The organism is Agrobacterium sp. CGMCC 11546 (assembly GCF_013365515.1).
Classification (GTDB): Bacteria; Pseudomonadota; Alphaproteobacteria; order Rhizobiales; family Rhizobiaceae; genus Agrobacterium; species Agrobacterium fabrum.
In genome coordinates, this window is record NZ_CP047387.1 from 1,805,912 (window position 1) to 1,821,818 (window position 15,907).

Consider the following 15,907-nt stretch of genomic DNA (forward strand, 5'->3'; position numbering starts at 1 on the left):
CCAGACACACCGTTCATTTTCCGATTCGCTTTTTTCCGCTCTTTCCCGCAAGGTTCAACGCCGCCGCAGCCCGTATCAGCACCGCCAGCGCCTCCTCATTCACGACATCCCCCTCGTGAAAATCAATCGCCCGCCGCGTATTGCCTTCCAGGCTGGAATTGAACAGGCCCACCGGGTCATCAAGCGAAGCGCCCTTCGCAAATGTCATCTTCACGGCGCTCTTGTAGGTTTCACCCGTGCAGAGGATACCGGCATGCGACCAGACCGGCACGCCGCGCCATTTCACCTCTTCAATCACCTCGGGATCGGCTTTCAGGATCACCGCGCGGATGCGTGCGAGCATATCACCGCGCCAATCGTCCAGCTCCGCGATTTTACGGTCGATGACCTCAGATGTTGCGGTCTCCTCCGCATCTTTTTCCGTCACCGTTTTTGCCATGATGCCCTCCCGATTTCGCCGTGGCTCTGTCTCAACTTTCAATATAGACCAAATTTTCCTCCCCTCCCATGCGGAACCAAATCCGCCTCCCCCCGTTTTCTCCCCGAACGCAATGTTCAGCATACAAAGGGAAGAAACATCATGAAAATCAATGTCATCGCTCTCGCTGCCGCAGCAGCGCTTACCTCTTCCGTGGCCTTTGCCCAGACGGCAACCACGGCCCCTGCTGCCGGCGCGGATGCCACATTGTCCGGCCCCGGCATCACCATGGGCACCAAGGCCAGCGGCCCGCTGAAGTTCGTCAACGTCCAGAAGACCGATCTCACCGCCTCCCAGCTTGACGGCATGGACATCTATAACGCCCAAAACGAAAACATCGGCGAGATCGAGGATGTGGTGATTGGCGACGGCAAGTCGGTGATCGGCCTCGTCGCCAGCGTTGGCGGCTTCCTCGGGATCGACAAGAGCTATGTGGTGCTCGACCCGGCATCCGTCGCGATTCACAACGACAACGGCACCTGGAAGGCCTATGTCGACACCACCAAGGACGCTCTGCAGAACGCTCCCAAGCTCGATTACGACAAGCTGGACGACTGATTACCCCTGCGGTTGTTCACTTGTTTCCCCCGCGCCGAGGCGCGGGGGTTTTCGTATGATCATTCCGCGCAGCAACCGGCTATCCTCGCCCGGCAGACCCTTGCCTGACAGACACTTGCCTGACAGACACTTGCCTAGGAGCCCGGCCCTCGCCTATCTTCGGCGCGCAAATCACCAAGGATCGATGCGTGCCCGCCCATAGTCTCTTTTCCCTTTCCATCAGCGCCGCCCTGTTGCTAAGCGCCGTTCCGCTGCCAGCCCAGTCCGCCGGCTGGAAACCCGCCGAACAGATCAAAACCTATGCCATCAGCGGCAATACCGGCGGCGGGCTTTACCAGTCCATCGGTGAACGCGGCCCGACGGCCGGTGTGCAGGCGATTGCCCACACCACCTTCAAGCTGACATGGCGGCGGGATTATCGTCCGCAGCCGGATGGTGCCTGCGTGCTCGCCACGGCGAGGCCCAATCTCACCATCATCTACACCTGGCCAAAAGCGCCGTCCAATCTGCCGCCCGCCGTCGCCGCCAGCTGGAAAACCTTCATCTCCGGCGTGGAAACCCATGAGCGCGTCCATGGCGAGCATATTCTCGATATGGTGAAGAAGATCGAAGCCTTCAGCACTGGGCTGAGGGCGGAGAACGATCCCAAATGCCAGAAGGTGCGTGTGGTTCTGCAGCAGCGTCTGGGCGAGCTTTCCAATGAGCAGCGCCAGCGCGGCCGCGATTTCGACCGCGACGAGCTTTCGCCGGGCGGGCGGGTGCACCAGCTCATCCTCGCGCTGGCAAACGGCCCCTGAGCGGCCGGACTTATTCCGCCGCTTCGCCTTTCAAGAGAGGTTCCGCTAGCGTCACGGTCTCCAGCTCGTAGGAATAACCCTCCAGCATCGTATAGGCCTGCTCGATCGCCTCGATCTGGGTTTCGGCGTTGCGGATAGCTTCGGCGATGGACTGGCTGCGGGCACGCAGCATGGAACTCAGCACATCAGTCTCCGGCTTGCGGCCCAGGCGGTCCATGTGTTTGCGCACGCGCGTGCGGTGCCGTTCCAGCTCGAGAATATGGAAACGGCTTTTCAGAATATCGTCCGTCAGCTTGCGGCGCATGGCCGCCACGGGATCGAAACTGCCGGGCTCGCGCTCATCCAGAATGAATTCATTGACCAGCGTTTCAAGCATCAGCAGGCCCTTGAGATCCTTGGCGTCGGCAAGCTGCGGATCATAGCCGGTATCGTCGAACACCCTGCGGCGCACCGGATCCTTCAGAAGCTCATAAGCCGTTTGCAGGCGCGCAAATTGCTCGCCATCACCGCCGCTGTCGGGATGCGCGGCCTTGGCCACCTTGCGGTAGGCCGTCTTGATCGCCGCCTCGTCGGCATCGCGCTCCACGCCAAGCAAAACATAGGGATCGATCACAAAAACACCTTCAAACGCAAACTGTTACCCGCATGCCCGATGCCCCGCTCATGAGGCCTGCCGCCGGATCATAGGCCAATTCCGCCCCGTGCGGCACCCCGCGCCGGCTTTTAAACCGGCAAATCCCACACAAAGCCTCTGGGTGCACCGGACGGAAAGGCCCTTGATGCCCAAATTTGTCGGACAGAAGGCGACTATAATGATGGGCGGGACAAAATTGTGGAAAGCGATGGCAAAACATGCCGCCCCATCCGGCACCTTGTTTGTCGCTGCCCTGTGAGAATATCTTTCAAAAGAGCATATAGGCGCATTTTCAGGGCCTTATGGTGGAAAGTCGCCAACGGGTGTAAGCTCGGCTTTTGGATCCGAAGGGAGGACGATCCGATGCCGCAAACGATTACCCAGACCGTCACGGACTACGTCCATGCCATGGCCTATGCGGATGAGGGCCTGATGCGGGACGTATTCGATCCTCGCGCCAGCATCGTCGGCACCTTCGAAGGTGAAATCGAATGGCTGTCGCTTGAAGATTTCGTCGGCCAGATGCGCAAGAGCGAACGCGGGCTGCCCGGCCACGATCCCGCCTTCGAAATCATGGGCATCGACAAGGAGGGCGACAGCGCCTCGGTAAAGCTCACAACCCGCTTCGACGGCATGGATTTTTACGAATATCTGTCCCTGCTGGAACGCGACGGCAGCTGGTCGATCGTGCACAAGCTTTATCACATAAAGCCATAGGATCATCAAAACAGAGATGAAAATGGGGAAGAGAAAAGGCTAAGCCTTTGAAAATGCTGGTGCCACCGACAAGGTTCGAACTCGTGACCCCCTCCACATAGAGTACCGGTCTCAGCGCCAGCGCGTCAGCTTCTCTCGGAGATTTTCGAAACTTCCGGCGATGAGAAGTCACAATATGTTTTTCCGGCGAAGTTTGCCTCGACAAAGGAGAGCACCAAGGAGCCGCGTCCATATCGGAGCAATGTGAAGAACCAGTGGGCGGCGGCCCTAAAAGCCGCAGAACTGAAAAACCTCCACATACATGATCTGCGACATAGCTTTGCGTCATTACTCGTTGCAGAGGGGATGTCGCTTCCTTTGATTGGAAGACTGCTCGGCCATACGCAAGCGCAGACGACCCATCGTTATGATCATTTGGGGTTGGATCCACTCCGCGCTGCCGCCGAACGAATTGGCAATATCGTATCCCCCGTTTCTACGGCGACAGACGACAGCGCGGAAATTGTGCCACTCAAGGTAGCCCGTGATGAAGCGTAGACCTTGGATGCCCACGAGCGAGGCCGCTAAAGTTTTGCGACAGCGCGATGTAGAGCCTGTCGAGGCTCTGTCCACCCTCATCCGCGAAACGCGCCATAGTGGCATGAATCGACTTTGGGCACTCTGCAACGCCGTTACAATCCGCAACGGCGCAACGCTTTGGCTCTCTTCACCCGAGATCAATATCGACGTTGGGACAATAATTGTGCCGCAGCGAATAGTCGGCCGCCGCACCCCAGAAGATCGACCAGAGCCACTTCTTATCAATCCGTATGAGTTGGATCGGCGGTGGCCTAACCCGCCGGGGCGTGGCCACCTGCCAGGAGGGTGAAGGGCGTCCTTCGAAAATTGACGACGGCGCACTTGAAGATGCGTTTCGTTTGAAGGTGATCGAGGAAGGCGGCATGCCTAGCCCTGATCACTCCGCTTAAAGAATCGGCCATTAGAGATCGTGTGAGGAACCTCATCGCCAACTTAAGCGCTGGGGTCGGAAACTAGTTTCCGATCTGTTCCGTCCGACAGAAATATCATTTTCTAGTACCGTTCATGCATCGCCAATCAACACGGAGATGCAGTGATGGCCCTACTAGATGGATACTTGACGAGAGAGCAACTGGCGCAAGAACTAGGCGTGCATAAGCGCACGCTTCGGGTCTCGGTGGGCGTCTCCTATTCAACGTCGAAAGCGTCCGTCACTGGATACGCTCGAAAGAGACACGGCCCAATCCTCGCCGCCGGAGCGCCTGATATGACTGGGCGCAATTTCGAGAATCTCCGCAAGGAGCAAGCCATCTCCCGGTACGGTTACGAGCCCCGCGCCGGCGGTAATCTGATCCCCACAAAAATTCGTAAGAAGAAGAAAAACAAGGACAAGCTCAGGGCTGATGTGGCCTCCATTCCTGTCGACACCATGATGACGAAAGTAGTTTCCTGCCGTCACGGCCACCGTCGCAAAATCCGCATCACTATCGCCGAATCCGCCGGCCCCTTCTCCTGCGCAGAGTGTAGTGAGGTGGCGCGATGATAGAGCGGTGGAAAGATCGAGCAAAAGACCTCAGCTCTGGCGTGTTCCGCGGCTTCCGCGCCGCAGATGGACGTTTTGAAGAGATGGAACACGGGCACTCTTGGCTTGTTTTCAAAGAGCCCGAAGACGTGGTCCTCTGGTGCCCTTTCAATGAGCAAATCGCGCTGTTCGAAGGGCGCAGTTTCGCGCTCAACGAACTCGCAATTGAAAATGCCGCGACTTATTCCCTCGGCGTTGCTCTCGTCATCCATGGCAGCATACGCAATTGGATCCTGGCGAACGGTCAGGGTATTTTTGTCGTCGACTGGCGACGGGCATTTCACATGCTGCATCGCGCGCCGCGCGTCATGCGCGTTCAGTTTTCCGGAGGAGGCCCAAGCATCGGAAACTATCTGCGCCCATCATATGGAATCTTTCGCGTTTCCGGGGATGCCGGCAGCAGCGCTTTGTATGTCCAGAAATGGAACGGCTCAGCCTTTGTCGACGGCAATTTCGTTTCCGATTTTGCCTCGTTGACCGGGCCATCGAATGCTCCCGAAAAATACACCCCTTGGAGGACGCAATAAGGGGCCAACTTCTGGACAAATTATCCGGGGCATGCAACCTAGATTCGCAAGATTAAAGCAAGTGAGGTGTGTCATTGTTTAGTCGATTCAGAAAGCCCAAGATGGTTGTGCCGTCGCTTGTTGAGTTGGCCCATGCTCGCGCTCCAAGCCGTGACCAAATTTCCAAGCCTGACCACTATTACGAGTCATATGAGCGGTTTTTCGGTTCTCTTCGTGAGAAGCCGCTGTCATTTTTTGAAATCGGGGTCTACCGCGGTGAAAGCACAAAAGTTTTTGCCGAGTATTTCAGTCGGGCCAATATCGTTGGGGTTGATTTCGATCTCCACAACATCGATCTGACGGGCTTCGATAACATCACTCTGTATCAGGGTGATCAGTCCGACGCGCCGTTTCTGACCGATCTTGTGGAACGTCATGCCGCGAGTGGGGTCGATATAATTATAGATGATGCTTCACACGAGGGTTGTTTATCATTGGCGACATTTGGAATCCTTTTCCCATTGCTGAAGTCTGGTGGTCTATATGCCATTGAGGATTGGGGAACGGGCTATTGGAGTGATCGTCCGGATGGGCAAGCCTACAAGCCTCTGGATGTGGTCGGTGATCGACTTGTATCCCATGACTACGGAATGGTTGGATTCGTGAAATCACTGGTGGATCATGTTGCCGGATGGGACACTCGGTCATCATTTGATTTTTCCGAAATTGCCTCGATGCATGTTTTGCCTGGTATAGTGATACTACAAAAGGCCTGACCAGCACGGCTTGTGCTTTGCGGTGATTTGAGTAAATGCGGAGTATGACGGCACCAAATCGAGGGATGCCGCATTTCCGACCGCTTTACCATATGCCACAACATCACAGCCAAATGGGAAGGCGGGTGGAGCGATCACAAGGCTGATCTCGGTAGCAAGACGACGTACGGCGTTACAGAAACTATCTATCATGCCTGGCTGAACAAAGCGATATGCCGCCTCAGCTACGCGGTTCCCGGCGTCTCTGGTGGATGCGTTGGGAAAGTACCTAAATTCAATCGGCAGCTTTTCGACGGAAACACCATTGAAGGCAGCGAACATTTCGAGCGCCAACTGATCGCGCGGGTAATCGACAGCTTACGACGAAAGCCGATCTTTCTGAAATCGATCATACGCCCCTCTTCGCAGCATCCAGAAGCGTTTCCCTTACCCAGTCGCTGACTGAGGCAGCATCGGCGTTCTTCGCGGCATCCGAAAGCGTTTCAGCTTCTTCTTCAGTCAACATTACAACGAGTCTTTTGTCGCGCTTTAGGCGCGCAGGCACCGGGGGTCTACCCATGAAAGATATCTCCTAATGATGGGAAAAATACAGCGGACGACTGTCGCATGCAATAATTACTACAATAATTATTGACAAATAATTAAATGTGGTAATAAATATGCATGTTAAAACGTAGGAGAAGTCATCATGCTGAACACATCGATTCCGGCCACCGCCGAAGGTATGTCTGAAATTCACGTCGAAAAGCGTATCGCCGAGCTGGGAAAAGAAATCTCGCATCTCTTGGATAGGAAAGCGCAGCCAGCAACCCTGATGGTCTTCCCAGCGTCGACCCGTTTCGAGCCTAGATTTGAGACGGACATCTGTGTTGGCCAGTCGGCGTTGTCGTCGGCTCTGATCAAAGGCGCCGACAATATCGATGCAGCCCGCTCGATTGTTGATCTGATGAACTATGCGTTGGAATCAATGAGCGGCGATGAGAACCTACGAACAGAGGCCAATGCCCTACAATTCGGAATGAACAGCCTGGGAAAGCATCTAAATTCGGCCAAAGCGGAATTTGAAAAGGCACGATCGCTTGCACAGTGATTTTACGGACCTGGAGCGGACACCGATTTACGCTTAGTGTCCGCACATCCGCAGATAACCACCAAATAGTTGATTATTAAGAGAAATACTGGTGCCCCCGACAAGGTTCGAACTCGTGACCCCCTGATTACAAATCAGGTGCTCTACCAACTGAGCTACAAGGGCAAGCCAGTGCCTTGCCAACTATCAGATTCTGACTTGGTGTAAAGCAAAAACTGTCTGCGGCTCATCAGCCAGCTTTCTTTTCCACACCGTAATCTCGCCGACGTATCCGTCCGATCGCTATTAGAGCAAAAGGCCCATAAAATAAGCGAAGTGTTTACGCGGCGAAGCTAACATGGTGACAGACCATAACCATTCCAGCGAGAATAACGCACCCGATGCGCGCGAGCATACAGAAAATCCAGCTGACAGGCACAATCGTTATTGCCGTAAGCGCCATCCTGCTGGCCACACTTGCCGCGCTGCCCAGCGTTTCCAACTATCTTCGTTATCGAACGAACGCACAGCAACTGAACCGCTTTGAAACCGCGCTGCAATCCGCATGGCTGGTCTCGGCCGAGCGCGGCCCGGCCAATAATCTGATGGCGGCCACTTCTGCCGATGCAAGCCTGGTCGAGCGTCTGACCGTCGCGCGCAAGGCGACAGACGACAAGTTGTCTCAGGTGGAGACCTCCTTCGCCGAAGAAATCAAAGCGCAGCCCCGCCTGGCGAAGTCACTTGCCGAAACCCGCCAGAAACTCGCGCAATCGCGAGAGGCCGTAGACGCGGTTGCCGCTCTTCCCGCGGAAGCGCGCAGTTACAGCGCCATGGCCAACGCCATTCAATCGATGTTCACGGCAGCCGATAGCGTCAACCTGCTCCGCGGCAAAGCCGCCCGCGCCATCATCACGAAAACCCCCGATGTCGCAATCGATATCGCAATGACCGGCACGGCCGGTGTCATGCGCGACAGGATCGGTCGCCTCGGCTCCTACGTGGTGATGAGCCTGCAGGCAAACAGGCAGGACAGATTAAGTTATCGCGCGAAGTTCGACACCGAGATGCAGAGCGTCATGCTGGTGAAATCCTCGCTGTGGAACTACACCGCCGCCTATCTGTCGACACCGCGTCTTGACGCCGCGTTTCGCGATTTCGACACCTATTATTTCGGCCAGTCGCTTCGCTACGCGCAGAATACGATTGCCATCGTCGTACCCTCGGCACTTCCAAGCATCCGCGATTTTTCCGAAAACTACATTCAGGGCATGCGGTCATCAGATCAGCTGCGTGACCTTATCCTCGCCGAAACCCGCGCGAGAATCGAAAAGAACAAGCAACAGGCGCTTATCAATGGCCTGGCCTCACTCTTTCTCGCCTTGATCGCCGTTCTGGTCCTGCTGCGCCTCACGTCTGTCTATAAAACGGCGCTGTTCCAGCCCATGCAGTCTGTCCTGGCGCAAATCTCCGCGATAGCGGCTGGCGATCTTTCCGAGGCTCAGCGCCAGACCGGCGTTGCCCCGGAAGTGACGAAGATGTTCAGGGAATTGGATTTCCTGCGCGAGCAGCTTCGGCAAAAGGGAGAAATGGAGGAACAACAGCGCGCACTGTCAGAACAGCTCCGCACGCTGTCCGAAACCGATGCGCTGACCGGCGTCTTCAATCGCCGCGCGCTGGAAAAGTCCGTTCGAGCCATTCTGAGCGGCGATGAGGACTATCAATCCCTCGGCGTCATGATCATCGATATCGATCACTTCAAGTCGATCAACGACCGCTATGGCCACGCCATGGGCGACCTTGCGCTGCAAAAGACGGCAAGCCTTTTAAAGGGCGCCTTGCGCAAGACCGATATTCTGGCCCGCTACGGCGGCGAGGAATTCGTCGTCGTATTGCAGGATGTCAGCCACGCCACGGCGACCGCCACCGCCGACCGCCTTCGCCGCCTGATAGAAGTTCAGACCTTCGATGAACAAACAGGTTTGTCACTGACGGCAAGTTTCGGCGTCGTCTGGCAGGAGGCGCGCGCAATCAACAGCTGGGACGAGTTGATCGCCATCGCCGACGACCGGCTTTACGAAGCCAAGCGCGCGGGCCGCAACCGGGTGTGGGCAACCTATTTTCCGAAGGTCGCGAACGGCTAGACGGCATCGCCGGTCACAAATTCCGCCGCGCCTAGATCAGGTCCAGCGTCATCACGACAGGGCAATGGTCGGACGCCTTCGGGCGATCCCAGCCGGTGCGGGGGTAACGCTCCACCTCCTGCCCCGGTGGGAAAACCGTGCGGAAAGGCTGCCCGTTGCGGATGATTTCAGGAACGTGCGTAGCGCTCGTTTCCGCCAGGCGCGGGGAAAGCCAGACATAATCGAGCTGGCACAGATGCTGCTCCTGCGGCCCTCGCGAATGGTAGAGCGTCCAGCGATCCATGACGTCGCGGCGCGTCATCGGATTGACCACGAAGCCATCGGCCGTGAAGATATCGAGCGCACTGCGCTCCTCCTCGACGGGCGTGAAGCTGTAGCCGCTGCGCCTGTCGCCGGAAATCGCAACGCGCTCCTGATAGTCGTTCATATCGCCGCAGATCGCGAAATTCTTGTTGCGGGTATTGCCCACCCCCCAGCGGTTTTCGATGATGCGGCGAACCGCCATGGCTTCAGCCTCGCGGATCGGCATGGTCGCGATCCGCGCATCCACCGGATCGCGGGCATTGGTCATGGATTTGAAATGCGTGACGTAAAGGGTCAGCGGCTTGCCGCCGATCCGGAGGTCAATTTCCAGGCAATCCCGTTTGAAAATCTTGTCATCGATCTGGTTGGTCGCGGCGAGTGCGGGATTGAAGAGATCGAGGTTGCGATAGGTCAGCGCCGCATGGCTCTTGATGTCGACCACCTCGATCTTGTCACCGTCGCGCGTCTCTTCGCGCATGACAACGGCGACATCGATGCCGCGGCTGTCATTGCCCTCGACCAGATATTTCTGCAGATAGCCATTGCCGACCATGCGATAGAGATAACCATATTCAAAGGCCTGCAACGCCGCCATGTTGTCGACTTCCTGCAGGCAAAGGATATCGGCATCCGCATCCGCAATGGCGAGCGCTGAAAGCTGGCGGGTATCATCGGTGGAAGACACCATGCGCGCGCTTTCCAACGCCTGATAGGTGGCCTCGTCCCTGATATCGAAAAGCTGGATCGCCCTGTCGCGCCGCGTCTGGTTGCGAAAGCCGGTGAAATCGAAACGGGTGAGAAGGTTTTCGATATTGAAGGTGGCGAGCCGAAGCGACATGTTTCATTCCTGTTGCTGGACGGAAAGCTTAGCCGCTCAAACCCTGCCTCGCCAATAGCCTAAAGCCGCCATGCCGCACGAATTGCAACCGGCAACCGGTCGCCTATGGCCACGGCTTCCCGTGAATAGGCCCGGAGCGCCTGCCCATCCGGCAGATCGAGACGAAGGGCATACCGCTCCCCCTCGTAGAGAACCGAGGTGACGGTGCAATCGATACCATCCGCATCCCGCAACACATCCTGCGGCCGCACGAGAATATCTGCCAGCGGTAATGGCGCGCCGCTCTCCATCATTGCCCGAAGCCCGGCCCAGTCGAGATCGCGCGACGCCCCATCCGGCACCGGAAGGCGGAGGATAGCACCCTGCCCCACCAGCGAACCGACCAGCCTGCCCTCCGGCCGCGCATAAAGCTCCGCCGGCGCCGCGACCTGCAACAGCCTGCCCTGCGACATGACAGCGACATCGGTTGCCAGCGCCATGGCCTCGGCCTGATCGTGGGTGACATAGATCATCGTCGCGCCAGAACGGGCGTGGAAATCGCGAAACGTCTCCTCCATCTCCTGCCGCAGATGCCGGTCGAGATTGGCGAGCGGCTCATCGAGCAGCACCACGTCAGGCTCGGTGACGAGGCAGCGGGCGAGCGCCACGCGCTGTCGCTGGCCACCGGAGAGTTCGGCGGGACGGCGATCTGCAAAGCTCTCGAGGCGAACGGCGGCAAGCGCCTGACGGACCTTCTCGCGATATTTCTCGCCTGAGATGCCGCGCACTTTGAGAGGATATCCAGCATTGTCGGCCACCGACATGTGTGGCCACAGCGCATAGGACTGGAAGACCATCGCCATGTTGCGCCGCTCCGGCGGCACCATGCTGCCGGCATCGGCCAGCACCCGCTCGCCGAGCAGGATGGAACCATCGGTCGGCTGTTCGAAACCGGCGATCATGCGCAGCACCGTCGTCTTGCCGCAGCCGGAAGGCCCGAGCAGCGCCAGGAACCCGCCTTCACGCACCGTCAGCGATACGTCGTCCACGGCAGGTCTGGAACCGGCACCAAAGTTTTTCGACAGGCGGTTGAGGATCAGTTTCGCCAAGGGACGACTCCTTTCGGCAGATAGCGCCCCAGAATTTCGAGCAGCAGCATGAGGATAATGACCATGATGACGACAAGCACCGAAAGCGCGGACGCAAGATCGAAACTGCCGCTGTCATCGAGATTGTAGATGAGGACGCCGAGGGTCTGGGTGCCGGCCGACCACAGGAGCGCCGAGACCGTCAGCTCGTTGCAGGCGATCAGGAAAACGAGAATGACGGAAGCGCCAGCCGCCGGCCCGACCAGCGGCAGAATGATATCCTTCAGCCGCCGCCAGAAACCGGCGCCGGAGAGCCGCGCCGCTTCTTCCAGCGATGGATCAAATTGCAGGAAGGCACTGACCATGGGTTTCAGGCTGACGGCGAAGAAGGAGGAGAAATAGGCGAGCAGAATGATCCAGATCGTGCCGTAGAGCGTCACTCCCAGCAGCGGAATGGGGGCCGCAAAGAGCAGCACGAAGGAAACTGAGATCACCACGCCCGGCAGCGCATAGGGAATATCCACCAGCGCCGAGAGCAGAAACATGAAACGGCTCTTGCCGCGCACCAGAAAGTAAGCCGTCAGCACCGTCACCGCCAGCAGGCAAAGCGACGTGGCGGTTGCCAGAAACAGTGAATTGCGGAAGGCCGTGCGGGTGACGCTCTGCCGGTAAAGCAGTTCCTCATAGGCATGCAGCGTCGCGGTCTTGAGGCTGAGCGGCACGCCGTATGCGGGAGCGAGCGAGCTTGCCACCAGTGCCGTCAGCGGCGCGACCAGCATGAAGAGCAGCACGAGCCAAAGGGCAAGCTCCGCCGGCACACGCCACCGCCCCAGCCCGAAAGTCGCCGCCTTGCCGGAAAGCCCGATGATGCGATAGTCCCTGCCCTTCATCGCCCGTTCCTGCAGCGCAAGCCCGGCGACCGAGATGATGGCGATCATGGTGGAGAGAATGGCGATATCGCCGAAGGTGCTGGTGCCGAAACTGGCAAAACGGCTGTAAATCAGCGTCGGCAGGGTAAAGATCGAGCCAGGTATGCCGAGGATCGCCGGTATGCCGAAATTACCGACATTGGACACGAAAGAAATCGCCGCCCCCGCGATCAATCCAGGCGTGGAAAGCGGCAGGATGATATCGAACAGCACGCGGCGCGGCGAAGCACCGGAAAGCTTGGCGGCCTCGATACCGTCCTGCGGCAGCGCAAGCAGACCGGCGCGCAGCGACAGATAAACCAGCGGCGCATGCTGCACGCCGAGTAGCAGCGCGATGCCCGCAATCGAATAAAGCGGCTGCGGCGATCCCATCGGCGGCGCAAGGCCGATGGCCTTCAACAGCGTGCTAGACGGGCCGGTCATGCCGATCCACGACAGCGCCGTCACCTGCGGCGGGATCATCATCGGGAGCATGAACAGGAAGCTCAAAATCGATTTGCCACGAATGTCACAAAGCGTCAGCGAAAGCGCGAAGGCGCCGCCAATTGCCAGCGAGATCAGCATGCCGAAAAACGAGGTGGAGAGCGTGTTCAGCGCCGCATCCCAGAGAGCGGGATCGGCCAGAAGCCGCCATATGTCACCATTCAGTGACGAGACGATGCCGGTATAGGCCAGCCGCCCGAGCGGCAGGGCGCTCAGCGCAAAAACGACACTCACCACAAAAGGAAACAGCCAGCGCGGCTGGCTGCTTCCATAAGCTTTGGAACGGGTCATTCCCCTATATCAGCCCTTGGAGCCGAAGATATCGGAGAAGGTCTTGAGGTCCTGTTCGGAGTTCTTCAGCGCGTCAGCGGCACTGAGCGGCAGAACCTTGATCTTGTCGCGGGCCGGGAAACCTTCCGGCATGCCGGCATCGGCGCGCACGGGGATATAGCCAAGCTTGACGAAGCCCTGCTGGCCCTTTTCCGAAAGCACGTAGTCAACGAACTTCTTGGCGGCTTCCTCGTGTTTGGTGCCCTTGATGATCGCGACCGGCTCGGTAACGGCCGAAACGCCCTCTTCCGGAAAGACGAATTCGACCGGAGCGCCCTTGGCCTTTTCGCGGATCGGCATGTAATCAACGACGACGCCATAGGCCTTCTCGCCTGAAGCAACGGACTTCAGAACCGCACCGTTGCCGCCGCCGGCAATGGCTTCATTGGCCTTCAATTGCTTGTAATAATCCCAGCCGAGTCCGTTGGCAGCGGCAAGCGTCTGCGCGTGGATCAGCGCCGCACCCGAGGTGAGCGGGCTCGGCATGGTCACGAGACCCTTGGCTTCGGCCTTGGCAAGATCCTTCCAGCTCGTCGGTTTCATCGCAGCGGCGGTGTTGTACATGATGCCGGTCGTGATGAGCTTGGTGGAATAATAGAAGCCGTCCGCATCATAAAGCGAAGCATCTATATTCTTGGCTTCGGCAGACTTATGGGCCAGAAGCTGGCCAGCCTGCTTCATGCGCTCCAAGGTAACCGTGTCAGCGACCAGAAGCACGTCGGCCACCGGATTGCCGGCATTGATCTCGGCCATCAGCTTGGCCATGATCTTCGGCGTTCCGTCACGCACCCATTCGACTTCGATACCGGGATTGGCAGCCTTAAAGCCATCAACGGTCGCCTGCGCGTCCTCATTCGGCTGGCTGGTATAAAGCACCAGATCGGCGGCATTGGCGGCGGTGGCGATGAAGCCGAGCGATACGATGGCGGTGAAAGCGGAAAGCAGCGTTTTCATGGGGTCGGTCCCTGTTGTTTGGTGGGACCGCTAAAACATGATTGCATAACATGTATGTGACAGGCAGGATTTTAGGGGTGCTGAGTGGGGGAGTAATAGTGCTCGTTGGTACTTGGGGCTCACCCCCTCTGCCCTGCCGGGCATCTCCCCCACAGGGAGGGAGATCGGCAAGACGCTCTCTCACAACTTCATTCTCAAACGTTGAGATGGGCGATACCTCGCCACGGGTCGATCTCCCCCCTTGTGGGGGAGATGTCCGGCAGGACAGAGGGGGGTGAAGCCCCAGCCTCCGCCATTCCCCTATTAAATCGCCGCAAGCACCTCACTGGTTTCCGCCTGCGCCGTCGTAATCAACCGGCCAAGCCGCTTCATACCCTCCTCGATCATCGCCTCGTTGGCGCAGGAGAAGCTGATGCGCAGCGTGTTCGTACCCGAACCATCCGCAAAGAAAGCTCGACCCGGAACGAAGGCCACCTTTTCCGTGGCGATGGATTTTGCCAGCAGTGCGGCGCCATCCATGCCCTCAGGCAACGTCACCCAGATGAACATGCCGCCTTCCGGCTTGGTCCAGCTGGTGGTCTTCGGCATGTACTTCTCGAGCGCGGAGAGCATCGCATCGCGGCGCGCGCTGTAGGCTGCCTTGATTTTGGCCACCTGCTTATCGAAGCCGCTCGAGGCGACGCGTTCGATGGCGATCTGGTTGATCGTCGAGGAATGCAGGTCGGCGGCCTGCTTCATCAGCACCAGCTTGCGGATAACAGGCGCGGAAGCAACGATGTAACCCACGCGAAGGCCGGGGGCGAGCGTCTTCGAAAAGCTGCCGCAGTAGATGGTGCGGGTGTTCTCGATGCCGCCCGAACGGGCAATGTCGAGCGCCATGATGGGCGGAACCGCTTCGCCGTCGTAACGCAGCGACTGATAGGCAGCGTCTTCGATGACGGCGATGTCAAGCTCGTCGGCCAGTGCCAGAACCTTTTCGCGGCCGGCAAGATCGACGGTTTCGCCGGTCGGATTGGAGAAATCAGCCGAGAGATAGGCAAACTTCACCGCGCCGCCGAGCTTGGCCGCTGTTTCGCGGTAAGCTTCAGGCGTGCGGTTGCCGCCCGGATTAAGCTGGTCGTAATTCGGCTCATAGGCGTTGAAGGCGGAAAGCGCGCCGAGATAGGTCGGCCATGTCACCAGCGCCGTATCCTTCGGCGACAGGAACAGCTTGCCGAGATAATCGAGACCCTGCTGCGAACCGGAAACGATGAAGACGTTGTCGGCGGTGCAGTCGATGCCGATTTCGGCCATTTCGCCCGCCAGCCATTCGCGCAGCGGCTTGTAACCCTCGCTGACAGAATATTGCAGGGCGGCGTTGACCTGCGCGCCGGAAAAAATTTCCGCATAAGCCTGCTGGAACTCCTCTGCGGGGAAGAGAGCCGGATCCGGAATGCCGCCGGCAAAGGAGATGATATCGGGCTGTTCGAGCAGCTTCAGCAGCTCGCGGATTTCAGACGCTTTCATGCGCGAAGAGCGCGTGGCGAAAATTTGTTCCCAATCAAGCATGGGTACGTTTCCTCTTGTGTCGTTTTTATGCGCGCATCTTTACAGAAATGTCGATATGTCAGCAATACTGACTTATCAGTTTTTCGAATTATTTCTGCCTCCCTGCACGGTGTCCGCCACAGCCCCGCATTCGCGGCCGTTTTTCCGGACAAAGCCAGATACACCCTCTGAGAAGGCTT

16 protein-coding genes, 1 tRNA gene and 1 pseudogene are annotated in these 15,907 nt (G+C 58.0%); 10 read left to right on the forward strand and 8 right to left on the reverse strand.

The window, feature by feature from the left end:
• Nucleotides 1–13: 13 nt before the first annotated feature.
• On the reverse strand, nucleotides 14–439 hold the full coding sequence (locus tag GSF67_RS09155) for a DUF1801 domain-containing protein (protein WP_006310630.1): 426 nt from the start codon (nucleotides 437–439) through the stop codon (nucleotides 14–16).
• Between the two features lie 141 nt (nucleotides 440–580).
• On the opposite strand from GSF67_RS09155, the gene GSF67_RS09160 reads away from it, so the two are divergent.
• Together GSF67_RS09160 and GSF67_RS09165 are read left to right on the forward strand one after the other, a co-directional pair.
• Nucleotides 581–1,036 carry a PRC-barrel domain-containing protein gene (locus GSF67_RS09160; protein WP_006310629.1) on the forward strand — a complete coding sequence of 152 codons (456 nt, stop codon included), beginning with the start codon at nucleotides 581–583 and terminating at the stop codon, nucleotides 1,034–1,036.
• A 188-nt stretch (nucleotides 1,037–1,224) separates the two neighbouring features.
• Nucleotides 1,225–1,833, forward strand: coding sequence for a DUF922 domain-containing Zn-dependent protease (locus GSF67_RS09165; protein WP_006310628.1), 609 nt, complete (start codon nucleotides 1,225–1,227; stop codon nucleotides 1,831–1,833).
• Between the two features lie 10 nt (nucleotides 1,834–1,843).
• Here the strand turns inward: GSF67_RS09165 and GSF67_RS09170 are convergent, their stop codons facing one another.
• On the reverse strand, nucleotides 1,844–2,446 hold the full coding sequence (locus tag GSF67_RS09170; protein ID WP_006310627.1) for a J domain-containing protein: 603 nt from the start codon (nucleotides 2,444–2,446) through the stop codon (nucleotides 1,844–1,846).
• 384 nt (nucleotides 2,447–2,830) lie between these two features.
• On the opposite strand from GSF67_RS09170, the gene GSF67_RS09175 reads away from it, so the two are divergent.
• The 7 genes and pseudogenes from GSF67_RS09175 (at nucleotide 2,831) to GSF67_RS09205 (ending at nucleotide 7,156) form a co-directional block, all read left to right on the forward strand.
• Nucleotides 2,831–3,184 (forward strand): nuclear transport factor 2 family protein, encoded by a 354-nt coding sequence (locus tag GSF67_RS09175; RefSeq protein WP_006310625.1) that lies wholly within the window; start codon nucleotides 2,831–2,833, stop codon nucleotides 3,182–3,184.
• A 108-nt stretch (nucleotides 3,185–3,292) separates the two neighbouring features.
• Nucleotides 3,293–3,721 (forward strand): annotated as a pseudogene (locus tag GSF67_RS09180) (tyrosine-type recombinase/integrase); the annotation flags it as partial.
• A 748-nt stretch (nucleotides 3,722–4,469) separates the two neighbouring features.
• A complete protein-coding gene (locus GSF67_RS09185) occupies nucleotides 4,470–4,745 on the forward strand; it encodes a hypothetical protein (RefSeq protein ID WP_128822024.1) in 276 nt (91 codons plus the stop codon).
• Nucleotides 4,742–5,311 (forward strand): hypothetical protein, encoded by a 570-nt coding sequence (locus GSF67_RS09190; protein WP_006310622.1) that lies wholly within the window; start codon nucleotides 4,742–4,744, stop codon nucleotides 5,309–5,311. Before GSF67_RS09185 ends, GSF67_RS09190 begins: the two co-directional genes overlap by 4 nt.
• Before the next feature lie 101 nt (nucleotides 5,312–5,412).
• Nucleotides 5,413–6,066 carry a class I SAM-dependent methyltransferase gene (locus tag GSF67_RS09195; RefSeq protein WP_006310621.1) on the forward strand — a complete coding sequence of 218 codons (654 nt, stop codon included), beginning with the start codon at nucleotides 5,413–5,415 and terminating at the stop codon, nucleotides 6,064–6,066.
• A 102-nt stretch (nucleotides 6,067–6,168) separates the two neighbouring features.
• Nucleotides 6,169–6,507 (forward strand): glycosyl hydrolase 108 family protein, encoded by a 339-nt coding sequence (locus GSF67_RS09200; RefSeq protein WP_246706528.1) that lies wholly within the window; start codon nucleotides 6,169–6,171, stop codon nucleotides 6,505–6,507.
• 247 nt (nucleotides 6,508–6,754) lie between these two features.
• The gene (locus GSF67_RS09205; RefSeq protein WP_006310619.1) at nucleotides 6,755–7,156 is read left to right on the forward strand and encodes a hypothetical protein; all 402 of its coding nucleotides are present in this window, start codon (nucleotides 6,755–6,757) and stop codon (nucleotides 7,154–7,156) included.
• Nucleotides 7,157–7,245: 89 nt separating this feature from the next.
• Here the strand turns inward: GSF67_RS09205 and GSF67_RS09210 are convergent.
• Nucleotides 7,246–7,321: transfer RNA gene (locus GSF67_RS09210), tRNA-Thr, on the reverse strand.
• 215 nt (nucleotides 7,322–7,536) lie between these two features.
• On the opposite strand from GSF67_RS09210, the gene GSF67_RS09215 reads away from it, so the two are divergent.
• On the forward strand, nucleotides 7,537–9,276 hold the full coding sequence (locus GSF67_RS09215; protein WP_006310618.1) for a GGDEF domain-containing protein: 1,740 nt from the start codon (nucleotides 7,537–7,539) through the stop codon (nucleotides 9,274–9,276).
• A 31-nt stretch (nucleotides 9,277–9,307) separates the two neighbouring features.
• Here the strand turns inward: GSF67_RS09215 and GSF67_RS09220 are convergent, their stop codons facing one another.
• From GSF67_RS09220 to GSF67_RS09240, 5 genes are all read right to left on the reverse strand, one after another.
• Nucleotides 9,308–10,417, reverse strand: a complete 1,110-nt coding sequence (locus GSF67_RS09220) for an endonuclease/exonuclease/phosphatase family protein (RefSeq protein WP_006310617.1) — start codon at nucleotides 10,415–10,417, stop codon at nucleotides 9,308–9,310.
• A gap of 59 nt (nucleotides 10,418–10,476) precedes the next feature.
• A complete protein-coding gene (locus GSF67_RS09225) occupies nucleotides 10,477–11,505 on the reverse strand; it encodes an ABC transporter ATP-binding protein (RefSeq protein ID WP_006310616.1) in 1,029 nt (342 codons plus the stop codon).
• Entirely contained in the window at nucleotides 11,493–13,187 is a 1,695-nt protein-coding gene (locus GSF67_RS09230) for an iron ABC transporter permease (protein ID WP_006310615.1), read from the reverse strand. The genes GSF67_RS09225 and GSF67_RS09230 overlap by 13 nt, the downstream gene beginning before the upstream one ends.
• Before the next feature lie 9 nt (nucleotides 13,188–13,196).
• Nucleotides 13,197–14,180: an ABC transporter substrate-binding protein gene (locus GSF67_RS09235; protein ID WP_006310614.1), complete on the reverse strand. Its 984-nt coding sequence runs from the start codon at nucleotides 14,178–14,180 to the stop codon at nucleotides 13,197–13,199.
• 303 nt (nucleotides 14,181–14,483) lie between these two features.
• The gene (locus GSF67_RS09240) at nucleotides 14,484–15,728 is read right to left on the reverse strand and encodes a PLP-dependent aminotransferase family protein (RefSeq protein WP_006311848.1); all 1,245 of its coding nucleotides are present in this window, start codon (nucleotides 15,726–15,728) and stop codon (nucleotides 14,484–14,486) included.
• Between the last annotated feature and the right edge of the window lie 179 nt (nucleotides 15,729–15,907).

Bases quoted from the DNA above. Each gene is read 5' to 3' on its own strand.
- GSF67_RS09155 (WP_006310630.1), bottom strand. From the start codon at position 439: ATGGCAAAAACGGTGACGGAAAAAGATGCGGAGGAGACCGCAACATCT.
- GSF67_RS09160 (WP_006310629.1), top strand. From the start codon at position 581: ATGAAAATCAATGTCATCGCTCTCGCTGCCGCAGCAGCGCTTACCTCT.
- GSF67_RS09175 (WP_006310625.1), top strand. From the start codon at position 2,831: ATGCCGCAAACGATTACCCAGACCGTCACGGACTACGTCCATGCCATG.
- GSF67_RS09185 (WP_128822024.1), top strand. From the start codon at position 4,470: ATGACTGGGCGCAATTTCGAGAATCTCCGCAAGGAGCAAGCCATCTCC.
- GSF67_RS09190 (WP_006310622.1), top strand. From the start codon at position 4,742: ATGATAGAGCGGTGGAAAGATCGAGCAAAAGACCTCAGCTCTGGCGTG.
- GSF67_RS09195 (WP_006310621.1), top strand. From the start codon at position 5,413: ATGGTTGTGCCGTCGCTTGTTGAGTTGGCCCATGCTCGCGCTCCAAGC.
- GSF67_RS09205 (WP_006310619.1), top strand. From the start codon at position 6,755: ATGCTGAACACATCGATTCCGGCCACCGCCGAAGGTATGTCTGAAATT.
- GSF67_RS09215 (WP_006310618.1), top strand. From the start codon at position 7,537: ATGCGCGCGAGCATACAGAAAATCCAGCTGACAGGCACAATCGTTATT.
- GSF67_RS09220 (WP_006310617.1), bottom strand. From the start codon at position 10,417: ATGTCGCTTCGGCTCGCCACCTTCAATATCGAAAACCTTCTCACCCGT.
- GSF67_RS09230 (WP_006310615.1), bottom strand. From the start codon at position 13,187: ATGACCCGTTCCAAAGCTTATGGAAGCAGCCAGCCGCGCTGGCTGTTT.
- GSF67_RS09235 (WP_006310614.1), bottom strand. From the start codon at position 14,180: ATGAAAACGCTGCTTTCCGCTTTCACCGCCATCGTATCGCTCGGCTTC.
- GSF67_RS09240 (WP_006311848.1), bottom strand. From the start codon at position 15,728: ATGCTTGATTGGGAACAAATTTTCGCCACGCGCTCTTCGCGCATGAAA.